At 36.1% G+C, this 20,231-nt stretch carries 21 protein-coding genes; 11 read left to right on the forward strand and 10 right to left on the reverse strand.

Annotated features, from left to right (window positions below; translation table 11 throughout):
- Nucleotides 1-93 precede the first annotated feature (93 nt).
- From AC0L5Q_RS11630 to AC0L5Q_RS11645, 4 genes are all read left to right on the forward strand, one after another.
- Nucleotides 94-2,463 carry a M1 family metallopeptidase gene (locus AC0L5Q_RS11630; RefSeq protein ID WP_473608259.1) on the forward strand — a complete coding sequence of 790 codons (2,370 nt, stop codon included), beginning with the start codon at nucleotides 94-96 and terminating at the stop codon, nucleotides 2,461-2,463.
- Between the two features lie 3 nt (nucleotides 2,464-2,466).
- On the forward strand, nucleotides 2,467-2,967 hold the full coding sequence (locus tag AC0L5Q_RS11635) for a DUF6702 family protein (RefSeq protein ID WP_473608262.1): 501 nt from the start codon (nucleotides 2,467-2,469) through the stop codon (nucleotides 2,965-2,967).
- 77 nt (nucleotides 2,968-3,044) lie between these two features.
- Nucleotides 3,045-3,509: a chemotaxis protein CheX gene (locus AC0L5Q_RS11640; RefSeq protein ID WP_473608266.1), complete on the forward strand. Its 465-nt coding sequence runs from the start codon at nucleotides 3,045-3,047 to the stop codon at nucleotides 3,507-3,509.
- A gap of 85 nt (nucleotides 3,510-3,594) precedes the next feature.
- A complete protein-coding gene (locus AC0L5Q_RS11645) occupies nucleotides 3,595-4,014 on the forward strand; it encodes a secondary thiamine-phosphate synthase enzyme YjbQ (protein ID WP_473608270.1) in 420 nt (139 codons plus the stop codon).
- A 30-nt stretch (nucleotides 4,015-4,044) separates the two neighbouring features.
- Here the strand turns inward: AC0L5Q_RS11645 and alr are convergent, their stop codons facing one another.
- From alr to rpmE, 3 genes are all read right to left on the reverse strand, one after another.
- Nucleotides 4,045-5,130: an alanine racemase gene (gene alr, locus AC0L5Q_RS11650; RefSeq protein ID WP_473618292.1), complete on the reverse strand. Its 1,086-nt coding sequence runs from the start codon at nucleotides 5,128-5,130 to the stop codon at nucleotides 4,045-4,047.
- 30 nt (nucleotides 5,131-5,160) lie between these two features.
- Nucleotides 5,161-6,579: a replicative DNA helicase gene (dnaB, locus tag AC0L5Q_RS11655; RefSeq protein WP_473608273.1), complete on the reverse strand. Its 1,419-nt coding sequence runs from the start codon at nucleotides 6,577-6,579 to the stop codon at nucleotides 5,161-5,163.
- Between the two features lie 194 nt (nucleotides 6,580-6,773).
- Nucleotides 6,774-6,986 carry a 50S ribosomal protein L31 gene (gene rpmE, locus AC0L5Q_RS11660; RefSeq protein WP_077342498.1) on the reverse strand — a complete coding sequence of 71 codons (213 nt, stop codon included), beginning with the start codon at nucleotides 6,984-6,986 and terminating at the stop codon, nucleotides 6,774-6,776.
- Nucleotides 6,987-7,239: 253 nt separating this feature from the next.
- Between rpmE and priA the strand changes: the two genes are divergently transcribed.
- The 6 genes from priA (at nucleotide 7,240) to rraA (ending at nucleotide 13,184) form a co-directional block, all read left to right on the forward strand.
- On the forward strand, nucleotides 7,240-9,456 hold the full coding sequence (priA, locus tag AC0L5Q_RS11665) for a primosomal protein N' (protein ID WP_473608278.1): 2,217 nt from the start codon (nucleotides 7,240-7,242) through the stop codon (nucleotides 9,454-9,456).
- A gap of 129 nt (nucleotides 9,457-9,585) precedes the next feature.
- Nucleotides 9,586-10,143: an SPOR domain-containing protein gene (locus AC0L5Q_RS11670; protein WP_473608281.1), complete on the forward strand. Its 558-nt coding sequence runs from the start codon at nucleotides 9,586-9,588 to the stop codon at nucleotides 10,141-10,143.
- 109 nt (nucleotides 10,144-10,252) lie between these two features.
- Entirely contained in the window at nucleotides 10,253-10,771 is a 519-nt protein-coding gene (gene hslV / locus AC0L5Q_RS11675) for an ATP-dependent protease subunit HslV (protein WP_076417304.1), read from the forward strand.
- Between the two features lie 23 nt (nucleotides 10,772-10,794).
- Nucleotides 10,795-12,123: an ATP-dependent protease ATPase subunit HslU gene (hslU, locus tag AC0L5Q_RS11680; protein ID WP_473608287.1), complete on the forward strand. Its 1,329-nt coding sequence runs from the start codon at nucleotides 10,795-10,797 to the stop codon at nucleotides 12,121-12,123.
- 72 nt (nucleotides 12,124-12,195) lie between these two features.
- Complete coding sequence (locus tag AC0L5Q_RS11685) at nucleotides 12,196-12,591, forward strand: gamma-butyrobetaine hydroxylase-like domain-containing protein (RefSeq protein ID WP_473608291.1); 396 nt, start codon at nucleotides 12,196-12,198, stop codon at nucleotides 12,589-12,591.
- 107 nt (nucleotides 12,592-12,698) lie between these two features.
- Nucleotides 12,699-13,184, forward strand: coding sequence for a ribonuclease E activity regulator RraA (gene rraA / locus AC0L5Q_RS11690; protein ID WP_473608294.1), 486 nt, complete (start codon nucleotides 12,699-12,701; stop codon nucleotides 13,182-13,184).
- Between the two features lie 84 nt (nucleotides 13,185-13,268).
- Here rraA and AC0L5Q_RS11695 read toward each other — a convergent pair whose 3' ends face one another.
- From AC0L5Q_RS11695 to AC0L5Q_RS11720, 6 genes are all read right to left on the reverse strand, one after another.
- The gene (locus tag AC0L5Q_RS11695; RefSeq protein ID WP_473608299.1) at nucleotides 13,269-15,353 is read right to left on the reverse strand and encodes an EAL domain-containing protein; all 2,085 of its coding nucleotides are present in this window, start codon (nucleotides 15,351-15,353) and stop codon (nucleotides 13,269-13,271) included.
- 241 nt (nucleotides 15,354-15,594) lie between these two features.
- The gene (locus AC0L5Q_RS11700; RefSeq protein ID WP_473608303.1) at nucleotides 15,595-15,783 is read right to left on the reverse strand and encodes a hypothetical protein; all 189 of its coding nucleotides are present in this window, start codon (nucleotides 15,781-15,783) and stop codon (nucleotides 15,595-15,597) included.
- 212 nt (nucleotides 15,784-15,995) lie between these two features.
- Nucleotides 15,996-16,841 (reverse strand): Rossmann-fold NAD(P)-binding domain-containing protein, encoded by an 846-nt coding sequence (locus AC0L5Q_RS11705; RefSeq protein WP_473608306.1) that lies wholly within the window; start codon nucleotides 16,839-16,841, stop codon nucleotides 15,996-15,998.
- A gap of 44 nt (nucleotides 16,842-16,885) precedes the next feature.
- Nucleotides 16,886-17,323, reverse strand: a complete 438-nt coding sequence (dtd, locus tag AC0L5Q_RS11710; RefSeq protein ID WP_473608310.1) for a D-aminoacyl-tRNA deacylase — start codon at nucleotides 17,321-17,323, stop codon at nucleotides 16,886-16,888.
- A gap of 8 nt (nucleotides 17,324-17,331) precedes the next feature.
- Entirely contained in the window at nucleotides 17,332-18,300 is a 969-nt protein-coding gene (pip, locus tag AC0L5Q_RS11715) for a prolyl aminopeptidase (protein WP_473608314.1), read from the reverse strand.
- A gap of 13 nt (nucleotides 18,301-18,313) precedes the next feature.
- Nucleotides 18,314-19,177: a virulence factor BrkB family protein gene (locus AC0L5Q_RS11720; protein ID WP_473608318.1), complete on the reverse strand. Its 864-nt coding sequence runs from the start codon at nucleotides 19,175-19,177 to the stop codon at nucleotides 18,314-18,316.
- 198 nt (nucleotides 19,178-19,375) lie between these two features.
- On the opposite strand from AC0L5Q_RS11720, the gene AC0L5Q_RS11725 reads away from it, so the two are divergent.
- Nucleotides 19,376-19,600, forward strand: a complete 225-nt coding sequence (locus tag AC0L5Q_RS11725; protein WP_473608322.1) for a hypothetical protein — start codon at nucleotides 19,376-19,378, stop codon at nucleotides 19,598-19,600.
- 57 nt (nucleotides 19,601-19,657) lie between these two features.
- Here the strand turns inward: AC0L5Q_RS11725 and AC0L5Q_RS11730 are convergent, their stop codons facing one another.
- Nucleotides 19,658-19,831, reverse strand: a complete 174-nt coding sequence (locus AC0L5Q_RS11730) for a hypothetical protein (protein ID WP_473608324.1) — start codon at nucleotides 19,829-19,831, stop codon at nucleotides 19,658-19,660.
- Between the last annotated feature and the right edge of the window lie 400 nt (nucleotides 19,832-20,231).

The raw sequence follows: 20,231 nt of genomic DNA on the forward strand, positions 1-20,231 counted from the left end.
ATACTTATAGCTACCCCTTAACGGACTGAAGCAGGTTATGTTATAAAGCTATGAAGAATAAAAAACATATTAAAAATGCATAATGGGAATATTATGAAATACACGCTAAAACTTATACTCAGCTCTGCGGTAGTTTGTTTATGTATCGCAACATCAAATACTGTATTAGCTAAGAGTACAATTAACGATGACAAATTTCGTCAATTAGAAGAAATCCTGCCTACCCCAAACATTTATCGAACAGCTTCTGGCGCTCCAGGCCATAAATATTGGCAACAAGAAGTTGATTATGAAATAGAAATAAAATTAGATGATAAAACGCAGCAATTAACAGGCAGCGAAACACTAAACTACAAAAACAACTCTCCCGACACGCTACGCTATATTTGGTTACAACTCGATCAAAATAGAATGGGAAGAGCCTCAGATTTTAAGTTAACGCGTACCGCCCCCGCTAAAAAAATAACTTACAGTGGCTTCCGAAATGTCATTGAAACGGAAACGTTTGATGGCGGAAACCGTATTTTAAAAGTAACGGACAAAAGCAATAAAGCATTACCGTATACTATTAGCGGCACCATGATGCGTATTGACCTAGACAAGCCACTCAGAACAGGCGCAAATATAGAATTTAATATTGAATGGACATACACCTTACAAGAACAAAAAGTATTGGGTGGCCGTTCAGGCTATGAGTATTTTAAAGAAGACGATAACTACCTATACGAAGTGGCAAGCTGGTTTCCTAGAGCTGTAGCATATTACGATGCAGTCGGTTGGCAAAATAAGCAATTTTTAGGTAACGGCGAATTTACTTTAGAATTTGGTGATTATGATGTGAAAATCACCGTACCTGCCGATCATATTGTTGCTTCAACAGGTGAACTACAAAACCCTAAAAATGTTTTAACCAAAACACAACGCCAACGTTTAGACAAAGCAAAAACAGCCAAAAAACCTGTTTTAATCGTAACGCCAGATGAAGCCTTAGAGAATGAGAAATCTCGTTCTAGCAAAGAAAAAACATGGCACTTCAAAGCTGAAAATGTAAGAGATTTTGCATTTGCGTCAAGCCGTAAATTTATTTGGGACGCACAAGGATATAAAAAAGGTGCTACTGACACTATGGCCATGTCTTTCTACCCAAATGAAGGTAACCCTTTATGGGAAAGATATTCTACTGAAGCCATTATCCATACGATGGAGCAATACAATAAATATACTTTTGCATATCCTTACCCTGTTTCTATCTCAGTAAACGGCCCTGTAGGTGGTATGGAGTATCCGATGATCACCTTCAATGGCCCTCGCCCAACACTTGACAAAAAAACAGGTGAAAAAACCTATTCACGCCGAACTAAGTACGGCTTAATTGGTGTAATTATCCATGAAGTGGGTCATAACTACTTTCCTATGATCATTAACTCTGACGAACGCCAATGGACATGGATGGATGAAGGTTTAAATACTTTCGTACAATTTTTAGCTGAACAATCATGGGAAGAAAACTATCCTTCGCGTCGAGGTCACGCTGCAGATATTACTGAGTATATGAAAAGTAACAACCAAGTACCGATTATGACCAACTCAGAGTCTATTTTACAGTTTGGTAATAATGCTTACGGTAAGCCTGCTACAGCATTAAATATATTACGTGAAACTATTATGGGCCGTGAATTATTTGACTTTGCATTCAGAGAATATGCTCAACGTTGGATGTTTAAACGCCCTACCCCAGCCGATTTTTTCAGAACAATGGAAGATGCTTCAGCCGTTGATTTAGATTGGTTCTGGCGTGGTTGGTTTTACACTACAGATCATGTTGATATTGCGTTAGGCGACATTCATTTATACCGTCCAAATAGCCAAAATCCAGATACTGAAGAAGCATGGGAACGTGCATTAGAAAACGAAAAACCCGAGTTTATTTCAAACTTACGTAATAAAGGTCAGTGGTTACGTACTCAAGATAAACCTGAGCTATTAGATTTTTATAACGAACATGACAAATTTACCGCAACAAATGCTGATCGTAATAAATATAATAGTGCTAATAAAAAACTAGAAGATTGGGAAAAAACCTTATTAACCAATGAAAGTAACTTCTACATTATCGATTTTAATAATATTGGCGGTTTAGTTATGCCGATATTATTAGAAGTCACTTATGCTGATAACAGCAAAGAAAACATTAGAATTCCGGCTGAAATTTGGCGTAAAAATAGCAGTAAAGTATCAAAGTTACTGATTAGAGATAAAGAGATAACAGCCATTGCCGTTGATCCAAACTGGGAAACAGCAGATGTAAATGTAAATAACAATTACTGGCCTGCACGCCCTATAAAATCTCGCTTTGATTTATACAAACGCAAAAAAGAAGACATGATGCGTGACTATAATAAAAAACTAAAGTCTCTTGACGAAAAAGAGTCAGATACCGATGCGGCTGATGAAGATAAGTAATTAATGATTAAGCACTTATTTAAATCAATTATTATATTACTGTTTTGGGGAGTAGCAGCAACCGCTGCTGCTCATAGTTATTTTTTTGGAATTACAGATTTAACACTAAATGAATCGTCTAAAAAAATCGAAATAATTCATCAGTTTACTGCTCACGATTTTGAAAATGCTATTTCAGAACTTAAACAAATAAATTTTTCTCCTGAACATAAACAGTACGAAGCCTTTATACAAGAATATGTAGAAAAACACTTCACCTTGAGCTTTGCAAACCAAGAACTTAAATTAAATTTTATTGGCATTGAAGTTAAACGAGGAAATATATTTATCTACCAAGAAGTTGGTTTTAAAAATTATTTACCCGGATTATTGGTAAAAAATGACTTACTCGTTAATACTTATCCTAAACAAATAAATACTTTAAATTTTCAAGATAGTACAATAGAAGGAAGTTTAACTTTTACCGCCTCACAAACAATCGTGAAAATTGATGGTATTAAATAGCAAGTACTGATTTACATTTATGCGTTTTCCATGCAAAATCAGTACTAGAGAATTCAATTAAGGCCTTGGAAACATTCATGAATGTAGAGTTTATCAACCCGTTTTTGTCATCAATGCTTAACGTTATGTCAACAATGGCACAAATGGATTTAACCCCAGAAAAGCCCATTTTAAAGAAAAGCAACATCGCTATGGGTGATGTTTCTGGATTAATCGGCATGGTGAGTGAGCAAACTAAAGGCTCTCTCTCAATAACTTTTCAAGCTGGATTAGCCCTCGCTACTATGAAAAACATGGTGGGCGAAGCACCTGACGAAATTAATGACGAAATTACTGATTTGGTCGGTGAAATTACCAATATGGTTACTGGCGGCGCTAAACGCATGCTGAGTGAAAAAGGCTTCGAGTTTGATATGGCTACACCAGTAGTAGTTTCAGGTAAAGATCATACTATCAGCCATAAAGCTGACGGACCTATTGTGATCATTCCATTATCATCTCCTTTAGGTAAAGCTTTTATAGAATTCAGTTTCGATAAATAATCTTTGCTAAATCCAAAAACCTCATTTTTCAATGGGGTTTTTTAATACCTAAAATTTAGCAATGCCAACAGAAAGGTTTTATATCATGTGGCAACAAATTGAGTTTTCATTAAAAGCTAGAAAACGTGGGTTTCATTTAATAACAGACGAAGTTATTACCCACTTACCTGAAATTTCAGCAATTGATATTGGTGTTATCCACTTATTTATTAAACACTCTTCCGCTTCTTTAACATTAAACGAAAATGCAGATCCGACAGTACGATCTGATATGGAAAAACACTTTAATGTTATGGTGCCGGAAAATGCTCCGTACTATCAGCATACTTATGAGGGTAGCGACGATATGCCTGCTCATATAAAAACGAGTCTTCTGGGAAATAACATTACGATCCCTATTACTGCTGGAAGGCTTAACATGGGAATATGGCAAGGAATATATTTAGGCGAGCACAGAAACTATGCAAGCTCTAGAGAGGTAGTAGCGACTATTCAAGGTGAATAAACATAATAATGACCTTAAAAAATAGTACGGCTATTTTTTGATAGTGATATGTACTCTTCTACTGATATTACACAAAAGCTCGTAAGGAATGGTAGTCGCATATTTAGCAACTCGTTCAATAGGTAAATCAGCTCCCCATAGCGTGGCTTCATCACCGACTTTATCTTTTAAGTCTCCGCCTAAATCTACCGTGATCATATCCATAGACACTCTTCCTACTAAAGGTACTATTCTGCCGTTTACATAGACAGGCGTACCATTTTCAGCATGACGAGGATAACCATCACCATAACCTATAGCGATAACAGCAATATGAGTTGGTTGATTGCTTGTCCAAGTACTTCCGTAACCTACAGAGTCGCCTTTGGCTATTTTTCGAATAGAGATAATACTCGATTTTAGTGTCATAACTGGCTGTAGCGCTTTTTTTTCATTACTTAAGGTTAGCATAGGCGATACACCATACAACATTAAACCAGGCCTAACCCAATCAAAATGCGTTTCAGGCCACGCGCATATACCTGCAGAGTTAGCTAAAGAACATTCATTTTTATTTTCACGGCCGAGTCTAGTAAGCTGCTGAAATAAGTTAAGCTGAATGGCGGTTGTTTTATCATTTACATCATCAGCACAGCCTAAATGACTCATTAAAACAATGCCTTTTTGAACATTTTTACATTGCTCTAATGTTTGATAAAAAGTCGTTAAGTCATTAGGGGCAATACCTAATCGATGCATTCCTGTATCAATTTTCAGCCAAACCTTAATAGGAGTATCAATACTGGCGTGTGTTATTGCATTAAGCTGTTCTTTATTATGAATAATAGTGTCTAGGTTATATTCAGATAATAAAAAAAGCTCATCCGGTGAAAAGAAACCTTCTAATAAAACGATTGGCTGAACTATTCCTGCTTTACGCAAGGCAATAGCTTCGCCAATACGTGCAACACCAAAGGCATCAGCTTGCGGCAAAGCTTGTGCTATGCGCTCTAAACCATGTCCATAGGCATTCGCCTTTAATACAGCTAACACTTTACTGTTAGGCGCATAGGATTTAATGGTTTGATAGTTATTAGCAAGCGCTTGGAAATCAATAATCGCCGTCGCGGTACGTATACTCATTAATTATTCACTACACAAAAAGAGTTAATCTTCTTCAAGTACATGAGAACCCGCATAGTTATCAAAACGAGAGAATTGACCTTGGAAAGTCAGCGGTACACGGCCAATTGGGCCGTTACGTTGCTTACCAATAATAATTTCTGCCATACCTTTAAATTCAGAATCGTCGTGATATACCTCGTCACGATAAATAAACATGATCAAATCGGCATCTTGCTCTATTGAACCTGATTCACGTAAATCGGAGTTGATCGGGCGTTTATCTGAACGCTGCTCCAAGCTACGGTTTAGCTGAGATAGTGCAACAACCGGTACTTCTAATTCTTTCGCTAGTGCTTTTAGCGAGCGTGAAATTTCAGCAATTTCTAAAGTACGATTATCTGAAAACTGAGGTGCGCGCATCAACTGAAGGTAATCAATCATGATCATACTAATACCACCATGATCACGATGAATACGTCTTGCTCTTGAACGAACTTCAGTAGGTGTTAAACCTGCGGCGTCATCAATGTACATTTTACCTTTTTCCATGAGTAATCCCATGGTAGAAGAAAGTCGAGCCCAATCTTCATCTTGTAATTGACCGGTACGAATTTTAGTTTGGTCAATACGGCCTAAAGACGCCAGCATCCTCATCATTATTTGATCAGCAGGCATCTCTAAACTAAATATAAGTGCAGGCTTGTCTGATGTCATTGCTGCATTTTCGGCCAAGTTCATCGCGAAGGTTGTTTTACCCATAGATGGACGTGCCGCAATAATGATCAAATCTGATTTTTGTAAGCCAGCAGTCATTTTATCTAAATCGGCAAAACCTGTAGAAACACCTGTAACACCATTCGTTGGCGATGAACACAACTTCTCAATACGATCTACCGTTTTCTCTAGTACAGAATTAAGTGATGCAGGACCTTCAGATTTATTGGTTCTTTTCTCTGCAATAGCAAATACTTTGGTTTCAGCAAAATCAAGTAAGTCAGCACTTGTACGACCTTGAGTGTCATAACCAGCTTCAGCGATTTCATTGGCAACGCTGATCATCTCACGCGTTACGGCTCGCTCTCTTACAATTTCAGCGTAAGCAACAATGTTGGCAGCACTTGGCGTGTTTTTCATCATTTCAGCAAGATAAACAAAACCGCCAGCAGCATCTAATTTTTGATCGTTTTCTAAGCTTTCAGACAGGGTAATTAAATCTACAGGTTCGCCTAGCTCAATCAACACGGCAATACATTCAAAAACAATACGATGAGAGCGGCTATAAAAATCTTCGGCAACCACCTTTTCACTCACTCTATCCCAAGTATCATTGTCTAGTAACAAACCACCTAAAACAGACTGCTCCGCTTCTAACGAATGAGGGGGAACCTTTAGCTCGTCCATTTGAGTATCAGTTTTAAATTTTCTGTCTTTAAAAAATTTATCGGGCTTACGATCGGCCATTTACGTACCTTGCTGAATGAGGGAATGGGTAAAATTGAATGGGGACTAATGTAGCAGAAATAGATAAAAAGAAGAATAAAAGAAAGCCAACATTAACGAAAATATAGCCTATATTTTAAAAGCTAAACTTAAATTGCGAACATAAAAAAAGCGCACAAGGCGCTTTTTTCAATAATGTTATCTTTAAAGAAGATTTACTTCTTAGAAAGAGCACCAAAACGTTTGTTGAATTTATCAACACGACCACCAGTTTCAGCAGCTTTTTGCTTACCAGTGTAGAATGGGTGACACTCTGAACATACGTCTAAGTAAAGATCTTTACCTACTGTTGAACGAGTTGTAATAACATTACCACAAGAACAAGTTGCCTTGAACTCTGCATAATTAGGATGAATACCGTCTTTCATGGGGGTTACCTCTGTAAGGCCGTATCGCCACTTGATCAGTCAAATTGCTGCCAAGCACCATACGAGTTAAATAATTTGGAGGCGCATAGTAATTTAATTAATGCTATTAAGCAATATATATTGGCGTAAAAACCACCAAATTTAATGAGTTTTTACTTATTTTATCTTTAATCACTTTTATCGTGTTTTCAAACTTGGCAAGTTAACGTTTAAACGTCAAAATAAGTCATCATTCATTTATAAGTTGTAACAAGTGACGCAATCAGGAAATCCTCTTTTTGTACAAATAGCTATTCCCGTTCCTTTGCGACAATTGTTTACTTATGTTGTTCCACCTAACTTATTAGACAAACCGCTTAAAATTGGTGAACGTGTGGCGGTTTCCTTTGGACCAAGACAAGTTATTGGCGTTGTATTGTCAGTGAGCGAACAAACCGAACTACCACTGAACAAGCTCAAAAACATTACCAGCCGAGTCGTTGATAATTTTCATTTTGATGCGCCACTATTACAATTTTTACAGCGCTGTGCTGACTACTATCACCACCCTATAGGTGATGTTTTGCAACAAGCCCTACCGGTACTTTTACGACAAGTAAAACAACCTGACGTATCACTTCCTCTCATTTGGGTATCGGCTAAAAATATCGATCGCACTTTATTAGAAAAGTTGAAAACTAAAGCGGCTAAACAATACGCTTTACATCAATTAATTGATAAACACTTGTCAATTACATGGGCAGAGTTACGTACCTTAGGTTATACAAAGTCGCAGTTAACCGCATTAGAAACAAAAGGTTTTATTGAACAAGAAGAGAGACAGCCAACCCTATTTAAATGGACTGAATCTTCATTAAATAGCGAGAACAAACTTACTTTGTCTACTGAGCAAGCGGTTGTATTGTCAGCCATTGAACAAACCAACGAGTGTTTTTCTTGCCACTTAATTGATGGTATTACAGGTAGTGGTAAAACCGAAGTTTACTTACAAGCCATGGAAACAATATTGGCAGCCAATAAACAAGTACTTGTGCTTGTACCTGAAATAGGCCTAACTCCGCAAACCCTTAACCGTTTTGAACAGCGTTTTAATGTGCCGACTTGTTTGCATCATTCTGGCTTAAATAATAATGAAAGATTACAAACATGGCTTGAAGCGCAACGCGGTAGTTCAGCTATTGTAATAGGTACCCGCTCTGCTATTTTCACCCCCTTGCATCAACTCGGTATGATTATTATTGATGAAGAACACGACGGCTCGTTCAAGCAACAAGACAGCTTTAGATATAATGCTCGAGACATGGCTATTTTAAGAGCCCGCCAGCTAGACATTCCTATTATATTAGGCAGTGCGACACCTAGCCTAGAGTCTTTGCATAATGCACTTTCAGGTAAATATCATTACCATCAATTACTCAATCGGGCGGGTAATAGTAGTACATCGAAAATTCACTTGATCAACATTGCTCAACATCAAATGGAACATGGTTTATCCGACACTTTAAAAAGTGAAATTAAGAAAACCATTGAGCGAGGCGAACAAGTATTAATATTTTTAAACCGTAGAGGTTACGCGCCAGCCATTAATTGCCAAGAATGCCATTGGATCCCTGAATGCAAACGTTGTAATAAACCATATACCTTGCATCAAAGTAAACAACTACTCATGTGTCATCATTGCGGTAGTCAAAGACGTGTACCCGCGCAATGTGATAGTTGTGGTAGTGTTCGTATCAAACCTTTAGGACAAGGTACTGAACAGCTTGAACAACGCATTAGTGAGCTGTTTCCAGACGCAAGTAGTGTCAGAATAGATAGAGACAGCACACGAAAAAAAGGAGAGCTAGCCAAGTTACTGCAAGAGGTCACAGAAAAGAAACATCAAATATTATTAGGCACTCAAATGCTCGCTAAAGGACATCACTTTCCTGATGTTACCTTAGTTGCGATGCTGGATATTGATGGAGCACTGTTCAGTTTCGATTTCAGAGCTGCAGAACACATGGCCCAATTACTGGTTCAGGTGGCTGGTCGAGCAGGTAGGGAAAGTAAGCCAGGGAAAGTATTAGTACAAACCGCTTATCCCGAGCACCCATTATTACAAGATCTTGTTAATAATGGTTATAAACACTTTGCAGAATATGCGTTGACTGAACGTAAGCAAGCTTATTTACCTCCATTTGGTTTTCAAGCACTATTTAGAGCCGAAGCAAATTACCCTTCTTACCCTGATAAATTTTTACGTGAAATATGTGCGACTTCATACGAAGGATGTGAACTTGCTGGTCCCTTACCTGCAGCAATGGAAAAGCGAGGTGGTAAATATCGCTTTCATCTTATTGTGCAATCAAAAACCCGTAAGCATTTACATCAAGCCATTTACCAAATGTTACAATTGATCCCAAACAACGAATGGCAGTCAAAAGTACGTTGGTCTGTCGACATAGATCCAATAGATTTAAGTTGGTAACAACACCACTACTTAGTTGAAAATTCACTCTGATCTTATCTTGTATAAATGATATGAATAAAAACAGTATCATTTATTAACAAGTTCGTTAAAATTACTTCTTATTTTTTCCTGTAAAATTAGTTTCCCATGGCACATCAAGATTACGTTTCTCGCCCACGCAATACAAAAAAGAGTCCTTACAAAAAGGGCTCTAAAGAACTACCTAAAGGTTTACCGGTAAAAGTTAAACTTATCGGCTTATTTACCCTAATTATTATTTGTGCTTTCACGTATTTTTTATGGAGCATTAAAGATAATGATACTTCTCCACAAGAGACTACGGCACCTTTAGTAGAAGAAAAAGCTAAAGCGGAAACAAGCTTACCTACTCCTCCAAAAGAAAAATGGGCTTACCGCAAAGAGTTAGAAGACAAAAAAATTGAAGTAGGCCAATATGATGTAAAAAAAGGTGGCCCATATAAAATGCAATGTGCATCTTTAAGAACCCTTAAACAAGCTGAAGTACTAAAGGCCCAAATAGCCTTTGTGGGACTTTCTGCACAAATAAGTAAATCAGTGGGTTCTAACGGTACTTATTATAAAGTTTTTCTTGGTCCGTATGAAAAAAAACGTGATGCAGAAAAAGACAAACACAAACTAAAAAACAACAAAATTAATTATTGTCAAATTTGGTTATGGAAATAATTACACTCCTATCCTTGAAAACCCCACCTAGCACCCCTACTTATTGAACATACACATACATTAAATACCGGCATACATAAGTATGCTGGTTAATCTATTAGGGGTTAATGTGACTACTATCGTTTCAGTAAGACGCAATGGCAAAGTAGCTATTGCTGGTGATGGCCAAGTATCGCTTGGCAATACCGTAATGAAAGGAAACGCTCGCAAAGTTCGACGTTTATACAATGATAAAGTGCTAGCAGGTTTTGCCGGTGGCACTGCTGATGCATTTACTTTATTTGAACGCTTTGAAAGTAAACTAGAGCAACACCAAGGCCATTTAACAAAAGCTGCGGTAGAGCTCGCTAAAGATTGGCGAAGTGACCGTGCTTTAAGAAAGCTTGAAGCGCTTTTAGTCGTGGCTGATGAAACAGCATCATTAATCATTACCGGTAACGGCGACGTTGTTCAGCCTGAGCACGATCTCGTTGCTATTGGTAGTGGTGGTAATTTTGCTCAAGCAGCGGCAACCGCACTATTTGAAAATACCGACTTATCAGCCAGAGAAATTGTTGAAAAATCGCTAAAAATAGCGGGCGATATTTGTGTATTTACCAATCATCAACATACCATTGATGAGTTATAAATTATCAGTTTTAAGGAATTAGCATGTCGAACATGACACCTCGTGAAATTGTTTCCGAATTAGATAGCCACATAGTTGGTCAAAGTGACGCCAAAAGAGCCGTTGCTATAGCCTTACGTAACCGATGGCGTCGTATGCAACTTAATGAAGAGTTGCGCGCAGAAGTAACCCCTAAAAATATTTTAATGATTGGACCTACAGGTGTAGGTAAAACAGAAATTGCACGTAGGCTTGCAAAACTTGCTAACGCCCCATTTATTAAAGTAGAAGCGACTAAATTTACTGAAGTAGGTTATGTCGGTAAAGAAGTTGAAAGTATTATTCGTGATCTTGCCGATATGGCAATTAAGTTAACGAAAGAACAAGAAATGGCTCGCGTTAAACATTTAGCTGAAGAAGCAGCAGAAGAACGTATTTTAGATGTGCTTATCCCTAATCCTCGCGACTCTTTCGGTAATGAAGAAGAAACTAACAATTCAAGTACTCGCCAAGTATTTCGTAAGAAATTACGTGAAGGACAGCTTGACGATAAAGAAATTGAATTAGACTTAGCAGCACCACAAATGGGTGTTGAAATTATGGCTCCTCCTGGCATGGAAGAGATGACGTCGCAATTGCAAAACATGTTTCAAGGCATGTCTAACGACAAAACCAAAAAACGTAAATTAACTATTAAAAAAGCCTTTAAAATACTTCAAGAAGAAGAAGCGGCCAAAATAGTTAATCAAGACGATATCAAACAAAAAGCGATTGAGTCTGTTGAACAAAACGGTATCGTATTTATTGATGAAATAGATAAAATCTGTAAGCGTGGAGACTCTTCAGGCCCTGACGTTTCTCGCGAAGGTGTTCAACGTGACTTATTACCTTTAGTAGAAGGCTCAACAGTAAGCACTAAGCATGGCATGATCAAAACAGATCACATCTTGTTTATTGCTTCTGGCGCATTCCAAATGTGTAAACCTTCAGACCTAATTCCTGAGTTACAAGGGCGTTTACCTATTCGTGTAGAACTCAAAGCATTAACCACGCAAGACTTTGTTCGTATATTAACAGAGCCAAATGCATCGCTTACTGAGCAATATATCGCATTAATGGCTACTGAAGGATTAACGATTGAGTTTACTGAAGACGGCATAAGCGCATTAGCAAACGCAGCTTGGCAAGTTAACGAAAGTACAGAAAATATTGGCGCACGTCGTTTACACACTATGATGGAACGACTTGTTGAAGAAGTTTCATTTAATGCTGACGAACGTTCAGGTGAAACCATCAAGATTGATAGTACTTACGTAGAAAACACCTTAACTGAGTTAGTGAAAAACGAAGACTTAAGTCGTTTTATTTTATAACTTAATAAACCATAAGAGAGAAATTTGATCACTTAAATTTCTCTCTTATTTATTCATAGTGGGATTAGTAAGATGTCAAACATATCAAAATTTGTACTTAAGGCTAATCAAAAAGCATTAAACATCGTATTCAACGATATACCACCTCAACAAAATAAAACCCTTTCATTAAATTATGAATATTTACGAATATTCTCGCCTACAGAATGTCATAAAGCTAATTCACCTAAAAGTACCACAACTATCCCTAACGTATACCATAAAAAAAATGTCCGCATTATTTCGATAGAGCCTTTAGGAAAACATGGTCATAGATTTAGCTTTGATGATGGCTTTAACGACATTTATTCTGATAACGAATTACTTCTTTTATCAAACGATTTTGAATCTAACTGGTCGCAATATACTACAAGTTTATCAAGCACTAACAGTAGAGAAGAGTCTATTAACTTCAAACCAATAACCTAAAAGTGCTTAAATGCCCCTTCTTTAAAAAATAGATAGTTGAACCTTATCTCAAGCTAGTTATACTAAAGCTTCTTAGGAAACTTGTTACATAACGCTAGGAAACACCCATGGAATATAATACTACCGAGCTATGCTCTATCTATACTGATTTAGTTGATGTAGTCGACCCTATATTTAGTAACTATGGTGGACGTCATTCTTTCGGCGGAAAAGTAGTTACAATAAAGTGTTTCGAAAATAATGGCTTAATAGCTAAACTTGCTGCCACAGATGGTGAAGGCAAAGTTATGGTTATTGATGGCGGTGGTTCAACCCGCAGAGCGCTACTTAATATTAATATTATTGAAGCAGCTGCAGAAAATGGTTGGGAAGGCATTATTTGTTATGGAAGTGTATGCGATGTAGATGCTTTAGAAGAAGTTGACATTGGTATACAAAGCTTAGTTTCTATCCCCGTAGGCGCATCAACAAGCGAAGCCGGTGAAAATGATTTAGCCATTAATTTCGGTGGTGTCACCTTCTTACCTGATGATTATTTATATGCTGACAATACTGGCATCATCCTCTCTCCAGATCCATTAGATATTAGTTAATCTTAACAATTTAACATTTGAAAATTACATTAGTTTGCCATAATAATTTTATTGTTATGGCAAACTAAATAACCTTTTTTCACTTTAAGCTGGGTTATACAAGCCATTCCACGTGGTAACCCAAGTATCTATTTTATCGGTTGTAACGCCCTTATCTACCACATCTCCTTGTGCAAGTTCACCGCCAATTAAAGTAAATGCTTGTTCTGTTAATTTATCGTTTATTGACGTACCAATTAGGGGTAAATTCATTTTCTGAGTTAAATCGACAAGTGCTGTAATAATCGCCTTTTCAGAGTCATCATCGGTTCTCCCTATATGTTCACAATCAATTTTCACCTGATGAACAGCCATTTTCCTTATATAACGAAGTGACTCATAACTTCCTGAAAAGTCGGAAATTCCTATATTTATATTTAATGATTTGAGCTCATCAATAATTGTCTTTGCTCTAACGCCGGCAGAAAGCACAACCTCTTCGGGTAACTCTATAATTAAATATTTAGCAGGCACATTATATGTTGCTATTTGTTTTTCTATAAAACTCACTAAATCAGGTTCTAATAAATACTGACTCCATAATTTAATAGAAACAGTTTCATAATTTGAAACTCTCTGTAGTTTTAAAATCAGCTTAAATGCTCGTGTGATCATTTGCTTGGTTAATAAATATATTTCACCGCTATGTTCAGCTATATCAATAAAATCTTGGAAAGTAAGAGGAACATTATCAGTATTATGCCATTGTACTAATAACTCAAACCCTACCAGCTTTCGGTCTCTTAATCGTGTTTGAGGTTGTACATACCAATAAAGATTATCTTCGATAATATCGTTTTTCAAACGCTCCATTTGTAATAAATGACGTTCAGTATAAATCACTTCATCTTTATTAAAATAACTTAAAGGAAGCTGCTTATTTTCTGATGAAAGTAATGCATCTTCAGCATGGGCAATTACCTGAGATAAGCCATTTCCTTGCTCACCTAAAAAAGAAATACCGAAAGTTAATTCGAAGTTTAATGAAAAACTCTTAAAACTCATCGCATCAGGGACCGCAAGCATTAATTCTTGGCAAAGCTGTTCGACTAGGTCATTCTCATAGGTGTCATTCTCTTTTAATTGTAAAGCAACTAAAAAATGCAACCCTTGTAAACGCGCAACACGGATAGGCTCATTACGACTATTAAAATTAATGAGACGGTCATTGTTTTCGACACTTTTTTGTAAGCAGTAAGCGAGCTGGAGAAGTAGTATGTCTGAGTTATGATGACCCAATATTTTATTTACTTGTTTAAAGTTGATAGGCTTAAATACAATAATGGCAAGATTAGTATTTTTTTGATTTTTTAATAACTTATTTATAACTTGAACTGCTTCTTGCTGAGAAGGTAAATTAGTCGAAACATCTTTTGGTGTTTTAGCCAAGCCCATTTGTGCTAACCCTAACCTTCCCCCATGCTCAGCATTTTCTTTATTAATTTTTTTGATTACTTTCCAAGAATTTATAAGTAATAATATTGCATAAGACCCCACACTGTTTATGATGAACCATTGCGTATCAATTTCGCCATAAACCCATAAAAACACCGCAACAGAAAAATAAAAAGCAGGCCCCCATTGCATTACAATTTCATGCATAAAAGTAGCTAAATTTTCGCAAGCATACTTAATTTTAACGGCAATTAACGCAAGCACAATTCCACTCGCCACAACCCACAGAATATAACCATTTGTATTAGAGTAAAAACAAATAACTGCTATGTATGTTGCCGCTAAAATCAAGACCATAGCATGACTAATTATTGCTATATTTATTGGCGAATCAATGTGTTTGTGTGACTTACTAAAATAGAGAAACACAAGATATAACATCGAAAAAGTTAAAGGTATTGTTATGCCCGCTTGCCCGTAAAAGGCCACAAAATATAATATCCCCATCAAACTAAATGTTTGCAAAATAAAAAAACGTAATTTAAAAGCGAGTTTAGATTTATACAACAATGCGATCAGTGTTACAGGGAAACTTAATCCCAAAATAAAAGCTAAACTTATTGTTGTAAAAGTTGAGACCGATGTTGCAGAAAAAGCAGGAAAAGACATAAAAAAAAGAATACCTAGGAATAGACCTAAGCTGGTTTGAGAAAAACGCTGAATAAAAAAGTCCATATTTATACTCTGTTCACAAGGAATAAAATATATAATTTCTAATCAAAAACGATAGAAAAAACCACAATTAATACAATAATTAGATTAGAACTTAGCGACTCATTTGTACAGGTTTAAATCACAACGTCCCTTTCATTAATACTATTAATGGGTTACATCAAACTAACAATCAAGTTGTGCGAGTTGTTCTATACTCAAGAAGCGCCTATTTTGCATAGTAGTGGCTATAAATATTAACTCACTAAACCAGTACAAAACCAATGCCTAAGATAAGCACTACAGACCATATTACCCATGTAAAGTCGCTCACTTTCGTATTCGTTTTCCTATAACTACTCATACCCACATTAAGCAGAACATAAAAACCAACACTGACAAAAATAATAAGAAGATGAGTAACAATCGTTTTAATTTCTAGGTTTTTATCCACTAAAAAGACTAGCCCTTTATTCGTTACAAAAAAAAGGTCGAGTAGAGAAACGTGTGTTAATAACACAACAAACAAATAAAATGTTTTGTTTTTGAACCATGTCATAAGTTATTAAAATACTGTAGGTTAATTGGAAATTATTGAATTTATATTTAAGTCTTTACTACAACTAAATATACTAATACTGGTGAAATTTTATCATAAACAGTTAACTAATGATTCTCTAACCATATTAATAAATCATCATGTTGAAAAGTGTAATTTAGTTTTTGTCTTATTTTACTTGATATGATTTTTTTACTTAACTGAAGTGAGTCACTTTTTTTAAGGTCAGGCTCTAAAAACTCTGGTTTAGAATAGCCAATAGCCTGAGCCGCCTTTTCATAGTAATCACGCTTATAAACATGCGTATAACTAGAACCATTATAAATAGCGGTATGATAAGGTTGATTAATTAAGCCAAGTAATAAACCTACGGCATCTTGCTGATGAATAAGATTAGTGATTGCGTTAGGGTCTGATAATTTCCTACCATCTTTTAAAAATTTACCTGGGTGCCTCTCTGGCCCCACTAAACCCGAAAACCTTAGAACAATAGTTTCGCCTTGAAACTCCATAGCTTGCTGTTCAGCTTGATGGATAATTTCTGTTTTTTCTGAAGAGAGTTCTAACTCAGCATTTTCATCTACATCACCAGTTAAACCATTATAAATGGCAGTAGAGCTGATCATAATAAGTTGCTTTACACTGCCTGCTTGTGCAAGTTGCACAATATGCTTTATTTTATCCGGATAATCTGTTTTACCTTGACGGATCATAGGAGGTATAGCGATGATCAAACAAGACTGTTGGAATAGAGATAACTTAAAATCATCTGCTGTTGGTTTGATATTAGATAAAGTAAAACATTCAACTTGAGCACCTAGTTCTGATAAAGCGGCTGCCTTTTCTTGATGCTGAGTAGAAACAACGACCGAATACTGCAGATTCACTAACTCACGTGTTAACGCTTTACCTAACCAGCCACATCCGATAATACTCGCACTGTTTTTTGTCATTCGTTTGACTCGTTTTATACAGAATTTGAACTTAAGTTAAATAACTAGCAGGTTAACCTAAAAGTAACAGGACCATCATTCAATAAGCTCACTTTCATATCGGCACCAAAAATACCTGTAGGTACTTTAAACCCTAAAGATCTTAAGTTTTCACAAAAGCTTTCATACAAGCCATTACTTATTTCAGCTGGTGCAGCATGAGTAAAACTTGGTCTCATACCTCTTGATGTATCAGCAGCTAAGGTAAATTGAGAGACAACTAAAATTTCTCCTTCAACTTGTTTTACGTTAAGGTTCATTTTACCTTGTTCATCTTCAAAAACACGATAACCAGCAACTCTTTCAGCTAAACGCTTTGCCTTTGCTTCACAATCTGTTGGCTCAACTGCCACAAACACTAATAACCCTTTGCCTATTTCACCGGTAATTTTATCATCTACGGTAACGCTGGCTTGCGACACTCTTTGTAATAACGCAATCATATAATTATTTACTTTGTTTTTTCATTTAAAAATTCAGCCATGGTGTCTGTCGCTTTACAAAAAGCGTCTATGGTTTGTCTTTCAAAACCACTATGACCAGCACAAGGCAGAACATGAAGATGTGCATTATCCCATTGGTCAGCAACTTTTTGAGCAATATATAATTGGCATACCATGTCATATCGACCATGTATCAAAATAGCGGGAATATCCTTAATTTTATAAAGGTTATTCAAAATATAATTCTCTTGTATAAAAGCATTTTGAATAAAGTAATGACTTGATATTTTAGCCATGCATAGTGCTTGATGAGCATCTTCTACCTGTAGCATACCAATATGGTGATGCTCTAAACTAGAAAGCCTTAATTCCCATAAGTACCAATCTTTACTGGCTGAAATAGCTGCAATTTCATTTTCTGAATGCAGTTTTTTATGATAATAAGCAAGCGGGTCACACTGCTCATCTTCTGTCATATGTTCAATAAATTCATTGTAGTATTCAGGAAAAAAACGTTGTGCTCCTGCAGGCCTATACAACCAATCATACTCAGCTTGCGTCCCTAAAAATATACCTCTTAATATAAAACCTAGTACATTTTCGGGATGAGCAATACCGTAAACCATAGCGAGTGTACTTCCCCATGAACCGCCACTAATGAGCCATTTAGTGACGTTTAAGTGTTCTCTTATTTTTTCTATATCATTAACCAAGGCTTGAGTATTATTATTGTTAATACTGGGAGCTGGTTTAGATTGCCCGCAGCCTCGTTGATCAAACAAAATGATACGATAAAGATTAGGATCAAAATAACGCCGATGATTTTCACTCGTTCCGCCACCTGGACCACCATGCAAATACAACACAGGTATGCCATCAGGATTGCCTGATTGCTCCAGATACAATTGATGACCATCTCCTACTTCTAACCATTCTTGCTTATAGTCAGTTATTTTAGGGAAAAGTGTTCTAGACATAATTCACCTCACATTATTTATTATTTTGTTCTACTTGTTCATCACTAAAATCCTGTAAAGCTACCGTTAAAACAGCCCCAACCAAGGTAACTAGCCAAGAAAGATAGACCCACAAAAATAAGATAGGAATGGTACCCAATGCTCCGTAAATAGCTTGATATGAAGGTAATTGAGTTACATAAAATGCAAAACCTTTTTTAGCAAACTCAAATAAAATGGCTGCAGTTACGGCACCAGTTAATGCATATTTAAAAACTACCATTTTGTTCGGAACAATCATATATAAAACTAAAAATCCGCCAGCTGAAGCCAGTAAAGGTAATAATCTTAAAAAAATGTTAGCAACTCCGTATACATCATAATCACCTAAAGACACCAACGACGCAATATACGAGGTAACAACAATGCTGCCACCAGCAAGAATTGGCCCTAATGTTAGCACCATCCAATACATTGAAAATGAAGTGACGATTCGTCTAGGTTTATTCACGTTCCATATCCGATTAAACGTTTTATCTATAGCTGAAATAAGCAGTAAAGCGAATAAGAAAAGAAAGGAAACAGCAATAGCTGACATTTTAGAAGCATTATCAACAAAGCCTGTAAGATGATGTTGAACAACATCGCCAGAAGTTGGCACGAAGTTATTATAAATAACCCCTTCTACAACCTCTTTAATATCTGAAAATATAGGAAAGGCCGTCATGATAGATAACATAACCACCATAAGGGGCACTAGCGACATTAAAGTAACATAAGACAAATAACCAGCAACAACGTGTATTTGTTCATATTTCACTCTTTTAAATAGGTAAATAGCGAATTTTGCGATTGTTTTCCAATGTGCGTAATTTCTTACTTTTTCGTAAAAATTCATATTTTCACAATTCGATTTTTAAAAAGTCCATCAATAATAGTATGATAGACTTATTCTTAGTAACACGAAACGAAATTATACCAAGCCTGTAAGTTTTTAATGTGTGGCGAGCTGTAAATACAAATAAAGATAAACGACTTTTCTGTATAAATGGTTATAATTTAGTAAATCAATATATCTATTTAACGAGGTTTAATTATGTCAGATCAAGGTTCGGGCGGTAATGTTTTAGCTGCCATTTGTAATATATTCATTCCCGGCTTAGGGCAATTAGTACAAGGCAGAATATTAGCAGCCATCTTATTTTTTGTATTTACTACAGCAGCTTGGGCAACGACAATCATACTTATAGGGTGGGTATTAGGACCTGTTATGCATTTATGGGCAATTATTGATGCGGCAAGATATAGATCATCTGAATAGATGTTATTTTAGTATGGTAATGGCTTAAGTTTTACTTCTGAAAGCTTTAAGCCATAATTACCCAACACGTTTCTCTGAATACAAAGGCGTAACTTTATTAACCCCTTCCCTGTCCTCATCAATAAAAGTTTTATAAAGCTCTGTTAGCTCTCTTTGTTCTTTCATATTGGCTCCGTTAGATACCATTTTTTCAAAAAGTAAATTCAATCTTGTCATTTCTATTTTTTTCATATTATCAACCTACCTTAGCCTATTAATAAAACAGTTAATTCTATTAATAAATTTATAAAAGCTAAGTTAAGTGTAGTTCGGTTTATAGTTTCAGCCAGTCATAAAAAGAGACTATCAGCACATTAATTCCATAATATATAGGTGAATTTAATTAACTTATTTAAAGAAAAACAGTATAAACAAGTGTTTATATCTGTATAAAAATAAAACATTGTCAGTTGAATTTTATTGCTTACATTTTTTTAAGAGATGTCGCACACACTTGGCTGTTATCACTTACTCAGAAAGCAATAGGGCTTTTATACCCATACCTTAATTTTTATACAATATCTCTTAAGAGTATTAGAATGTGTAGACCTTTGCGGTATATTTGTACAACAAATTTATACCCAAAAGGTCA

The organism is Pseudocolwellia sp. G5-9, assembly GCF_055808995.1.